Source organism: Clostridium sp. AF20-7 (assembly GCF_003479275.1).
Classification (GTDB): domain Bacteria; phylum Bacillota; class Clostridia; order Lachnospirales; family Lachnospiraceae; genus Otoolea; species Otoolea fessa.
This window is the reverse complement of sequence record NZ_QUGF01000014.1, coordinates 58,530-70,409: the sequence shown is the minus strand read 5'-3', so window position 1 is coordinate 70,409 and position 11,880 is coordinate 58,530. Positions and strand designations below refer to the sequence as shown.

Genomic DNA, 11,880 nt, shown 5'->3' with positions numbered 1-11,880 from the left:
ATTCAAGGGCTGAAGGCGGTTTCTATCAACACATTTTGTCCTATAGGTCTAAAAAGCTTTTTTCAATCTATCAAAACAGCCGCCCCGCGATTCATTTCATCGTTCGCGGAGCGGCTGCTCTTTTAACTATATTTACTCAAAGCAAACCCGTTCTGCCCCTTCAATCTGAAGAGCGGTCTGGTAGAATTTCGTCAGTGCGCGGATTGCGTACTCAACGTCCTTCACACCTGCCGTTTCGTAGCAGGAATGCATCGCAAGCTGCGGCAGACCGATATCGACGGCATGGACGCTGACCTGCGTGTTGGAAAGGTTTCCAAGGGTGGAACCGCCTAAAATATCACTGCGGTTTGCAAACACCTGAACCGGAACACCTGCCTCATTGCAGACATTCGTAAATACCGCACGGCTGAATGCGTCCGTGGTGTATTTCTGGTTCGCGCTCTCCTTGATGACGATACCTTTGTTCATCCAGGAGCAGTTGACTGCATCCGTCTTCTCCCCGTGGTTCGGGTGAACGGCGTGTGCGTTGTCGCAGCTTACGAGGAAAGAACCGGCAACTGCCTGATAATAGTCCTCCGGTGTCTTGCCAAGTGCGCCGTTGATGCGGTGCAGGACATCCTGTAAGAAGGTGGACATCGCTCCCTGCTTCGTATTGGAACCAACTTCCTCATTGTCGAAGCAGCAGTATACGCTGACATCGCGCTCATTCTTCGCCTCCAGGAATGCTTTCAGGGAAACGTAAGCGCACTGTAAGTCGTCCAGTTTCGGACTGGAAATGAACTCGTCCGCATACCCCCAGATCGTACCCGGCTGGCGGTTTACAAGGAAGAGATCCTTTCCTAAAATATCCTCCGCTGCCACACCAAGCTCTTTCGCAATCATCGCGTCAAACGCGCCTTTTTTCAGCTCACCAGCGGAGAACAGCGGGCATAAATCAACCTGACGGTTGTATTTGTATCCATTGTTCACCTCACGGTTGAAATGAATCGCTACGTTCGGAATGATGAACAGATCTTTATCGATGTACAGAAGTCTCGCGCTCACGCCCTGACCGTCCTTTACCAGCACACGGCCTGCGACAGTCAGAGGGCGGTCAAACCATGTGCTGTCGATCATGCCGCCGTATGCTTCTACATCGAGACGCAGATACTCGCCCGGACCATTTAACTCCGGTACATTCTTGATCTTGTAAGTCGGTGAATCACTGTGGGAGGCGCACATCTGGAAATGGTAATCGCCCAGTTCCTTTCCGACGCGGAACGCAATGATACTGGAATGGTTGCGGATCGTGTAATACGTTCCACCCTGCTTCACGTCCCAGCAAGTTCTCTCCGGCAGATAGGTAAAACCTGCCTCATCCAGCATTCCCTTGATCGTCTCAATCGAATGAAACATACTCGGGCTGTTCTCAATAAAAGTCAATAATTCCTTCGCAGCATTCATCATGCAGACTTCCCTTCTCTCTTCTTAATCGCCGGTAAAATCAGTCCCAGTGCTACCAGAACGACTGGTGTGATGACATTCAGCATGGTTGTGTACAGATCACCCTGTTTGTACATACCTAATAAGCAGCAGGCTGCGGTCAGGATAAAGCACCATGCGCCAAAGCCCAGTGCCACTCCGTTGTTCTTCACAAAACGATACTCGCGCTCAAACTTATCTGAATGTTTGCGAAGCATGAAGTACGCAAAGAATACCCACAGATAACGCATCGGCATGGTAACCGAATTAAGCTGTGTCAGCTGGCGCAGAACCGTATCCGCATTCGGAACCAGAACCTGAGCCAGAATGATGGAACCGGACAGGATGACTACCATCCAGATACCATTGACGTAAGCGCCAAATTTGTTTTTCTTTAAGAGCTTGGTCGGGATGAACTGACGCGCATCCTCGTTGTCAAGCAGCATACGAAGCGGTGCATCGATGCTGACTACCAGCGTCGAGAACTGGCCGATCGCGTTGCAGGCTGCATAAATGATCATAATCAGGTTTCCAACGCCGTAATACTCACCCAGTTTCTGGAATGCCCAGTACTGTCCATTCGCATTGTAAGAGTCAAAATTAGCCTCAACCAAGGATACATCGAACATCATACCCATCGCGATTGTACCGAAGATCGCGCAGACGATTACCATGATCGCTGCAAAAATCATACTCTTCGGGAATCCCTTGGACGGATCCTCTACCTTGTTTACATATGGGGAGATCTTCTCACAGCCGCCGACTGCAAATACAAGGATGGACAAGCTGCTGAAATACTTCCAATCAAAATGCGGAATCAGGTTTTTCAAGCTGAAATCCACCGACAGGTAACCACCGTTCGGATTGATGACCGGTGCAGCAAACATCAGCAGAATGTACAGGATACTCATGACAAACATACTGGTTCCCGCCAGGGTAGCCAGTTTCTTTAACGGGTTTAAGCCGCGGCTTGCAACCCAGCAGAAGAACAGCAGTACCGCAAAGGTAACTAACTGAACCGCTTTCGTGTTAAAGGACGCATACTTCTCTGCGTTCTGGAAAATCATCCAACTCAGCGCTTTCAGACCGCCGGATCCCTTCGATGCGATGTAGGTGACATGGCAAGCCCAGTAGGTCCAACCTGCGTAGTATGCAGCCTTCGCGCCGGTTGTCTCATGAATCCAGGAGCTGACACCGCCGCCCGAATTCTTAAATGCGGAACCAAGCTCTCCGACCATCAGTGCGTACGGTACAAAGTACAGTGCGAACATCAGAATCCAGGAGAAGATAACCTGTGTTCCATTGAAGTATACGAAACCATTTAAAACGTTTCCAAATCCCCAGAGGGTGGAGAAACACATAAAGGAAAGCATATACCACTTGATTTTGTTTTGTTGTGATTTGTTCATATCTTATTTTCTCTCCTTACTGAAAGTATCTTTTTTATTCTCTCATATGCTGCGTTAATTGTCAAAAGTATTTTTTTATTAACCCAGTATTTTCCAGTCCGAATCGGTAGTATTCTGTAGTTTGTGGCTATTTTTTGTTAAATCCATACAATATGCACCTATTTTTTCCCCAAAAAAAGCGGCGATTCGAAAGAAAACGCCGCTTTTTGCCTCTTGTTTTATAAATATTTTATTATATCATTTTCGATATACACAGCTCCTCCAGCGCCACGTTAACCCCCGCGCAGAGGAAGTGCCAGAGACTTAACTTCTGTCCCTACTTCATGTAACCTTTCAGCGCCCACTCATACGTCTCGATCGCCTGCTGCAGGTTCATGTTAGCTGTCTCTTTGTCGATCTGTTTCTCCAGGAAGGAAACTTCCTCGCTCTTGTACTCCAGCTGGGTCGCCATGCCAAGCTCCAGCTTCTTCTGCATCGCATTCATCGTCTGCGTCTCTGCTGCCAGGGACGCATCGGCAAGCTGCAGGGCTGTCTGCTTCTGCATGATGTCGTTGTAGAGTGTCTGCATACCGGAGCGGATCGTCTGTTCCTGGTTCTTGATGGTGCGGTCCATGTTTTTCTTATCGGCTGAACCTTCTGCCATATTGGCATAACCGCGCTTGTTGGACTGTAAGGACAGGTTCTGCTCGAGTGCCGTCTGCGTGTCCGCCGCCAGGTTCATCGCCGCGATCCGGGTGAGATCCGCCTGCGGCAGATCCTGGATATCCGGTTCCGCGTCATAGGACCATCCGGTCTGGACGCAGAGCTGCTGATGCTGGGCCTGAAGTCCCGCTTTTGTCTGGGTCAGCGTGGACTGGAGCGACTGCAGCGACTTCTGTGCATTTAACACATCAATCTGGGTCGCCTGACCTAGCTGCTGGCGCTTCTGGGTCAGCTGCATGGAAAGTTCCTGCAATTCCACTGATTTCTCCATCAACGGAATTGTCTTTTTGACCTGATTATAAGCAGCAAACGCCGACTGCACCTGCGCGACAACCGCATCCTGGCTGTTGATATAGTCCAGACGGTCCATCTCGCTGTCGCGGTAAGAAGCATCGGCAGACTGCTGGGTTTTTAACGCATTCTGCTCCACCATGACGGACGCTGACATCAGGCTTGCGTAAGCACTCGCCATGCCCGGCACCGCCAGAAAATCCTCAATCTGATCCGCCTGATCCCGCAGGTTATCCGCGCTGTCGTACAGATCATTCGCCTGATTGTACTGCTTATCCTGCACTTCCTTCGCATTCTTCGTATCGCGCCCTGCCTGATAGGTCGTCTGGTTGTTTAGATACGTCGGGTTGTACTCCTGTACCAGATACGGCAGTTCGCTGTATTCCATCACATTGTCCTGAAGCTTCGCCCATGTATCTGCGTCATAAGCGAACTGCGGGCTGGCTGCCAGCGCCGCAAATGGTCCCTGCAATGCCAGAACAGCTGCTGCCGCTGCGGTCAGAAGCGCCGTTTTCCTTCTTCTATGTTTCATTTCCGGTTCCTACTTCCTTTCTGTTACCACCATGTTATCCTACGGCACTTTCTGTTCCAAAAGTGCCTACCCGTGAATAGCAACCTGTTCACACCTTAAGTAAACTGCCATTCCTGACGGATTAATTCGTCACAATCAGACCTTTCACAGCCCACTCGTAGTTTTCCACCGCTTTGGTATATTCCAGTTCCGCGCTCTTATACGACGCCACGCTGCTGAGCCAGGAGCACTCAAGCCCCAAATAATTGGCTCTTGAGAGCATTCCCAGTGCGTTCTGACGCTTTGCCGCCTCGTAGCTCTGCGCTGCCGCCTGATATCCAGCCGTCGCACTGTCATACGCCTGTTTCTTTGATACCACCGCCGCATAGAGGTTCTGAACCGTGATCGTCACCGAATCCTCGGTATAGGCGACGTTTCGCTTCTTGACTGTGCGGTTGGAAGACCTTTCCGCTTTCGCAGCACGCACAGACATCAAATCATAATTTGCACTGACTGCCGCCTGTGTATCGGCTGCCAGATCCATCGTCGCAAGGCGGGTGGCATCCGGAACCGGCACATCCGCAAATGTCACCGGCGCATCCGCGTCAAATCCAAGCAGCATCAAAATATTCTGCTTGAGCTGCAGTGCCCCATTCTCTGCCTGCTGGGCGCTGGAATTGGCCTGCTGCAGCGCCTTCTGCGCCGTCAGGACCTCCTGCGCGGAAGCACGGCCGAGCGCCTGCATCTTCTGTGCGGCATCCGCATTTACCTGGCACATTTCCACATTCTTTTTCGCTGTTTCCACCTGCGGGAGCAGTTCCTCATACTGGATGAGCAAGTTCTGCACCGCCTTGACTAACTTATTCTTTGTCTGACGCAGGGTCCGGGCATAGGTGCCGGAAAGCTCCTTGTTCGTAAGCTTTGCCCCCTGTTTGCGCAGCTCTCTCGCTGCCGCCTTGTAGCCCTCAAACAGCTCTCTCGTCTCCGCATCCATATCGTCGGACTTCAGGTCCATCGCATCTTCCATGAGGGCGCTCGCCTCTGCCGCCAGGGCAGTTCCCGCCGACTGGCTGGTCGTCTGGCTGTAGAGCTGGGAACGCAGGTTTAAGTACGTGCTGTTGTACCCCTCGATTCGCCATGCGATCTCGCCATATTCCAGCGTCCCATCCTCTAGCTGTTCTTTGGTGTACGGGGAAGTTTCCTCCTCCACCTCGGTATTGCCGCCCGTCAGCACCGGACCGGTCGCATCGTCGCCGATCAGCGCATCTGAGCCGATCCCCGGCATTTTAGCCGCATATGCCGGCATCGTCATAGCCGTGCTGACTAACGCCGCCTGTAAAAGAATGGCAAACAGTTTTTTCCTGTTTTTCTTCATCTTACTCATCTTCATTTCCTTTCGGCGCTCTGCGCGCCCGCTCCCGATTCTATCCCAGCGCCCCGTTTCAGGATGCCGAGTGTCAGGGCAAACCGTTCCCGGATACGGTTTTCCGGAACTCCGTCGTGAAAGCTCTTGATCTCCATCGCGATCGCCATCATCGCCATGCGGAAAAAACTCATATATTCCTCCCAGCCCAGCTTCCGCAAGGATTTTCCCACGCACGACTCATAGGCGGCACGTTCCAGCTTCCGTCCACGCACGGCGCGTGGACTGTCCGGATCGGAGCTGAATATATCAAAGGTCAGCGCCTCACGGCTGCTGCACTCCATGATGTTGCGGATGAAATCGGCGCGTCTCTCATCGCGGCACAGGGCAAGCGAACCGTTTAAAAACTGCCCTAACATCTCCCAGATGTCCCCTTGCGCCTCTTCAAGGCAGCGCACGCCGCACTCATAAAATTCATTGATAAAACTCTCACACAGATATCCTAAAACATCCCATTTACTGTCAAAATACGTATAAAAACTGCCCCGGGAGATCCCGGCATCTTCTATCATACGGTTGAGCGATGCTTTTTCTATCGTTGTCCGCGTATATTCAGCCATACACGCGTCCCGGATTTTCTTCTGTTTTTCCTCCGGCAGCCGCTTAAATCGTTCCGACGGCATCTTCTTCTCCCCCTTTTTCTATCAGTACAGGCAGCTTCCCCGCCCCGGGTCCGCCGCCTGACAGATTCACTGCTTAACCTGCTTTTCCTTAGTCGCAGTCCAGCTTATCATACTCATCTTCTTTGCCTTTTCCCATGTTATAAACCACTCGGTAGAAGGACGGAAGCAGTACCAGCGTCAGGATCGTCGCCGCAACCAGACCGCCGACGTTTACAAGCGCTAAGCCCTGCATCATCTTGCCCGCCTTACCAAATGCCAGACAGTTCGGGATCATCGCAATGATGGTCGTCAGTGTCGTCATGCAGATTGGGCGTACACGGATCGCACCTGCCTCTACCAGCGCCTCGTCTAACGGCATCTCCACCCGCAGCTGGTTGACCGTATCCACGTACAAAATACCGTTGTTTACAACCGTACCGACCAGCATCAGGAAACCAAGCATGGAGGTCATACTGATCGGGCAGTCCGCCAGGAACAGGAATCCAAAGGAACCGATCAAACTGAACGGTATCGTTGCCATAACCATCAGGGAGAACTTCGGAGACTCAAACTGAATCGCCATGACAATGAAAATCAGAAAGATCGCTGTGACAAGCGCCATTCCCAGCGCGGAAAGCTCCTCACCCATCGACTCATCCAGGCTGTTGGTCGCCATCTCAACACCGTACGGGAACTCCCAGTTCTGCACGAAGCTCTTGACATCTTTTTCAGCCGTCTTCTTATAATCTGCCTGTGCCTGCATCGTGATCGATACCTGGTACTGTTTCTCTTTTCGTGAAATCTCCTGTGGGCTGTCCTGGTAGTAAATCTCTGCCAGATCCTCCAGCGGAAGCGTATTGCCCGCCGCCGTCGTGATCATCATGCCCTGCAGTTTCGCGATGGAATCGTAGCGATCCGGCGCAAATTCTACTTTCACATCCTGATCCTCGCCGTTGACGGAGATCGTCGCCGCTTTCACACCGCTTAAATTGCTGTATACAACCGAACCGATGCTTGCCGGGGTCAGTCCCTCTGCCTCCGCCTTGACCGGATCCACTTTTACCTTGATAACCGGCGCCGCATTCTCAACAGAAGAATGTACCTGCATAACATCCTCGCGCTTGCGAAGCTCCGTTACCAGATCATCCGCTGACTTCTTTAATGTATCATAATCGGTACTCTGCAGATCCACCTCAATCGAATCACCGCTGCTCATGCTGCTGCTCATACTGCTGCTACCCTGTTCCAGCGTAATAGTCGCATTAACGTAGTTCTGTGTCGCATATCTCCACTTCTCGATAACCTCGTCCGTGGAAAGCTTTCTCTTATCTTTTAAGTAGGCATTCAGTGTCACATCACTTCCGGAAGTCATGCTGACGCCACTGTTTCCATATGTCATCAGGTAATGATCCACATCCTCGTCTGCCTCTACCATATTTTCCAAATCAAGCACAGTGTCACGGATTGCCGATACCGAATAACCCGGCTTCGTCTTGATCGTCATCGTGACAATACCTTCATCGATCGAGGACATCAGCTCCAGGTTCAGTCTGGACGCCATGAGGAGGGCCAGAACAACCAGCACCGCCGTCGTTCCAAATACCAGCGCATAGCGCTTAATGACATGCGGCATATGCTTGCGGTACCAGGCCTGGATGCCTTTGATGATGCGTCCTGCCGGCGCATGATCCTTCTCCACCGGATGCCAGAACATATAGCAGAGCGGCACGATGATGACTGCCGAGAATAAGGAAGCCGTCATACAGAAGATGATCGTGTAGCCGAGCTGTGTAAAGAGCTGTCCAGACATACCGTTTAACATCAGAAGCGGAATAAATACAACACAGGTTGTCAGCGTACCGCCGGTGATCGAGCCGATCATCGTGCGCGTACCTTCCAGCGCCGCGTCGTAGAAATCCAGTTTTTCCTTCGCCCGGAAACATCCGTCGAGGACGTTGATCGAGTTATCAACCATCATACCAACGCCGAGAACGAGCGACGTCAGGGAAATAATGTTCATTGAGAATCCCATCGCCGCCATACAAATGATCGCCAACACAACGGAGATCGGAATGGACGTACCTACGATGACCGACGCACGCAGATCGCCATAGAATAAGAACAGAATGATCATGGACAGGATGATCGCCAGGAGCAGCGTTTGGATTACGCTGCTTAAAGACCGTTTCAGCGTGTCACTGGCATCATCTACCACGGTGATTTTAAGACCCGGATACTGCTGTTCAATTTCCTGCACCTTCTTGGTTACCTGGTTGGAAACCTCGATCGCGGTGGAACTCTGCTGTTTCTTGATTCCCAGGGAGATAACATCTTCGCCATTATAGCGTCCGATCGAGTTTGCATCCTCCAGCGCCTCATAGACATTCGCGATATCAGAAAGATGGATCGTCTCACCGTTTTCCAGCGGAAGCACGACATTTTTCAGACTTTCCGTGCTCTTAAATTCGTTGCCGACACTGACGTCGAGATCCTGTTTTCCAACCCGGACATCGCCCGCCGGGATCGTGAAATCGGCGGCACCGACTAACTGTGCGACCGTATTCATATTCAGGTGGTACTGTGCCAGTTTTTCCGGAATCAGTTCCACGCGGGTGTAGCTCTCCTGACCGCCGGCAATCGAAACCTCGCCGACCGAGCTTAATTTCTCAAACTCAGGAACAATTTTGTCATCTACATATGTATAAAGGTTCTGATCGACGTCGCCGCTGACTGCCAGCGTAACCGTCGCCATCGAGTTAATATCCAGCTCCATGATATTCGGGTCATTGGCATCGTCCGGCAGATCGCCCTGAATGCCGTCTATCGCCTTTTTCAGGTTAATGTATGCGGTATCCATGTTGGTGCCGTACTCATACTGGACAATGACGATCGATACATTTTCACGGGAAATGGACTGTACCTTATCTACCGAGTCCAATGATGTGATCGCATCTTCTTCTTTCTTGGTAACCAGATCGGTTACGTCCTCCGGGCTGGCTCCCGGATACACCGTAGCGATGATTAACATCGGCATCTCCATCTCTGGCGTCAGTTCCAGCTTCATGCCCATGACGGACTGAAGACCGAAGTACGCGATGGTGATCAGACAGAGAATGATGGTAACCGGACGCCGCAGTGCGAGTTTTGTCAGTCGAATCATTCTTTGTCACCTGCCTCTGTCGTCTCCGCTGCTGTCTCATTGTTTCCGTCTGTCTGTGCGCCGTCGTTATCCTGTGCCAACAGGACTTCTCCCTGATCCACCAGCTCGTTGCTCCAGCTTACGATGACCTGGCTGTCGCTCGTCAGACCCGATTTTACTTCCATATTTTCATCGTCATAAATACCTGCTTCGATCTCGGTTTTCTCCGCTTTTCCGTCCTCATAGAGGTATACAAACGGGGCACCGTTGTCGTAGCTGACTGCATCGACCGGAACGGTCAGCACCTGGCTGACACGGTCCATGATAACCGTCATTTTTACGCGGGAACCATTCGTAAGACCTGCTGCATCCGGCACCATCGCACGCGCGTCATAAAGACCGCTGCTCTCGTTGACCATAGATCCGATCTCGGTCACTGTACCGGTGTAATCCACACCATTTTTCTCCAGCGTCACGCTGTCACCCAGCTCCATCGTCTGGTGGATCTTCTCGGTGATACCGAATTTAACCTGTAACTGGCTGGCACCGGAGATCGTGCAGATCTCGCCTGCCGGAGATACATGATCATGCGGTTCGACGCTCCGGGACTCGATCACACCGTCGATCGGCGCTGTCACGGTTGTGTATTTCACCTGCAGATCGTATTGATTCTTCGCAGATTCATAGGAAATCTTCGCGCTCTGTGCGCTGTTTTGTGCCTGCTCCATCGCCTCCTGGGAGACAAAACCATCTGCAAAGAGCGCCTGGGTACGGCTTAAATTGCTGTCCGCATTCTTTAAGGCAACGGAAGCCGCATCCACCTGCAGCTTTAACGCTGTCAACGCGTCGGAATCGATCTTGCACAGCGCCTGCCCTGCCTGGACCGTATCGCCCGCCTGGAAGTAAACCTCCAGCACCTCGCCGCTCATCTTCGGCATGACGCTCGCGCGGGACTGCGGCTCTACCAGTCCGGTCAGATCCGTGTACAGGCTGATGTCCTGACGAACCGGATTTTCTACCTTTACGGTTGGACGGGACTCATATTCCGCCGCCGTATTCTTATGACCGCATCGGGACAAAACGACAGCACCAACTACTACAATCGCAGCCAGCGCCAGAATCTTTCCTCTTTTTTTCATAATTTCCTCCATCTATGCTTGTTCTTGGTATAAATTTTTCTCAGTCTATATTTTACTCATCTCGTATACACTTTGCCACTCCCAAGTTTGGACAGGTGTGTACACAAATTTGTCAAAATGTATCCATCTATGTTCATCTTTTTTTCATGGCACCCGAATTTTCCTGCCGCTGACCGTTTTTTGGGGTACATGACAGCAAAAACGCAGGAAAAACCAACCAAATACCGCTGATTCCTCCTGCGTTTCCTTGTTCCATTTTCTAATTGATAATAATTCGTAACTGTTCAGTACCTTCACAGTCACGCGCAAAAATCCATTAAAAATTGCCTACGGCAATGGGATTTTTGCCTGCTGGCCCATGTTTTCGTACGGTCAGCGCAGTAAATGCGCAGACCTACTGAACAGTTACAATAATTCTAAACTGCCGGAAACCTGCTTTCCTAACGGACCTGCATAGGGTCGCACCCGGTGCATTTGCGGATCACGCTCATGAACGTGGCGACGCGCTCCTTCACATCCGCCTCATCCTTAAACGGCGCGTCAAACGCAACTCCCATAACCGAGAAAATGATGATCTGCACCGCCATCGCCGCCTCCGGCATCGTCAGGTTCTTAAACATACCAATCCGCTCCAGATGGTTATAAAAATACTGGTACACCTTTTCTCCCATCTGACGGCGCAGCGCCATGAACTGTACCGACTCGGACAATGCCCGGATATGCTTCTGGTTTTCCATGATATACATATAAAGCTGTGTCAGCGCCTTCTCCGGATCTGGCTGGCTCATCGTCTCTTCCATGATGCGCTTCATCTCGCGTTCCATCCGGTATTCCATCAAATCATATATATCTTTAAAGTAATAATAAAATGTTTTTCTTGTGATCCGGCTCCGCTCAACCAGCGCCGTAACCGTGATCTTCTCGACCGGTCTTTCCGACTCCAGCTCGATATAAGCCTCTACAATCCGTTCCTTCGTATTTCCCTGCTGCATACTCTTTTCCTCCGGCAAACCGTTGTTGTTTAAGTATAGTTTATAATTCAACAAACTGCAAGTATTGCCTGAAATTTCCATGTTCCTGCGATGAATCTCGCATTCAAATACGGCAAATTCCTGCTGCCACCACGTTTTCTTACGGCACTTTCGGTTCCAAAAGTGCCTACCCGTGAACAGTAACGATGAATCCACGTTACTGTTCACGCAA

8 protein-coding genes are annotated in these 11,880 nt (G+C 51.2%); all 8 read right to left on the bottom strand.

Translation table 11 applies throughout. The features are described from left to right. Positions 1 to 132 precede the first annotated feature (132 nt). The gene (locus DWX68_RS13680) at positions 133 to 1,443 is read right to left on the bottom strand and encodes a M18 family aminopeptidase (protein WP_117796682.1); all 1,311 of its coding nucleotides are present in this window, start codon (positions 1,441 to 1,443) and stop codon (positions 133 to 135) included. Then, positions 1,443 to 2,870 carry an amino acid permease gene (locus tag DWX68_RS13675; protein ID WP_107001735.1) on the bottom strand — a complete coding sequence of 476 codons (1,428 nt, stop codon included), beginning with the start codon at positions 2,868 to 2,870 and terminating at the stop codon, positions 1,443 to 1,445. The genes DWX68_RS13680 and DWX68_RS13675 overlap by 1 nt, the downstream gene beginning before the upstream one ends. A 316-nt stretch (positions 2,871 to 3,186) precedes the next feature. Next, positions 3,187 to 4,395 carry a TolC family protein gene (locus DWX68_RS13670; protein ID WP_118629905.1) on the bottom strand — a complete coding sequence of 403 codons (1,209 nt, stop codon included), beginning with the start codon at positions 4,393 to 4,395 and terminating at the stop codon, positions 3,187 to 3,189. Positions 4,396 to 4,516: 121 nt separating this feature from the next. Beyond that, on the bottom strand, positions 4,517 to 5,758 hold the full coding sequence (locus tag DWX68_RS13665) for a TolC family protein (protein ID WP_182432199.1): 1,242 nt from the start codon (positions 5,756 to 5,758) through the stop codon (positions 4,517 to 4,519). A 2-nt stretch (positions 5,759 to 5,760) separates the two neighbouring features. Further along, positions 5,761 to 6,420, bottom strand: coding sequence for a TetR family transcriptional regulator (locus DWX68_RS13660; RefSeq protein WP_118629901.1), 660 nt, complete (start codon positions 6,418 to 6,420; stop codon positions 5,761 to 5,763). 88 nt (positions 6,421 to 6,508) lie between these two features. Then, the gene (locus DWX68_RS13655) at positions 6,509 to 9,559 is read right to left on the bottom strand and encodes an efflux RND transporter permease subunit (protein WP_118629899.1); all 3,051 of its coding nucleotides are present in this window, start codon (positions 9,557 to 9,559) and stop codon (positions 6,509 to 6,511) included. Then, a complete protein-coding gene (locus DWX68_RS13650) occupies positions 9,556 to 10,677 on the bottom strand; it encodes an efflux RND transporter periplasmic adaptor subunit (protein WP_243027860.1) in 1,122 nt (373 codons plus the stop codon). The genes DWX68_RS13655 and DWX68_RS13650 overlap by 4 nt, the downstream gene beginning before the upstream one ends. 440 nt (positions 10,678 to 11,117) lie before the next feature. Continuing rightward, positions 11,118 to 11,669 carry a TetR/AcrR family transcriptional regulator gene (locus DWX68_RS13645; RefSeq protein WP_117796615.1) on the bottom strand — a complete coding sequence of 184 codons (552 nt, stop codon included), beginning with the start codon at positions 11,667 to 11,669 and terminating at the stop codon, positions 11,118 to 11,120. Positions 11,670 to 11,880 lie beyond the last annotated feature (211 nt).

Bases quoted from the DNA above. Each gene is read 5' to 3' on its own strand.
- DWX68_RS13680 (WP_117796682.1), bottom strand. From the start codon at position 1,443: ATGAATGCTGCGAAGGAATTATTGACTTTTATTGAGAACAGCCCGAGT.
- DWX68_RS13675 (WP_107001735.1), bottom strand. From the start codon at position 2,870: ATGAACAAATCACAACAAAACAAAATCAAGTGGTATATGCTTTCCTTT.
- DWX68_RS13670 (WP_118629905.1), bottom strand. From the start codon at position 4,395: ATGAAACATAGAAGAAGGAAAACGGCGCTTCTGACCGCAGCGGCAGCA.
- DWX68_RS13665 (WP_182432199.1), bottom strand. From the start codon at position 5,758: ATGAGTAAGATGAAGAAAAACAGGAAAAAACTGTTTGCCATTCTTTTA.
- DWX68_RS13660 (WP_118629901.1), bottom strand. From the start codon at position 6,420: ATGCCGTCGGAACGATTTAAGCGGCTGCCGGAGGAAAAACAGAAGAAA.
- DWX68_RS13655 (WP_118629899.1), bottom strand. From the start codon at position 9,559: ATGATTCGACTGACAAAACTCGCACTGCGGCGTCCGGTTACCATCATT.
- DWX68_RS13650 (WP_243027860.1), bottom strand. From the start codon at position 10,677: ATGAAAAAAAGAGGAAAGATTCTGGCGCTGGCTGCGATTGTAGTAGTT.
- DWX68_RS13645 (WP_117796615.1), bottom strand. From the start codon at position 11,669: ATGCAGCAGGGAAATACGAAGGAACGGATTGTAGAGGCTTATATCGAG.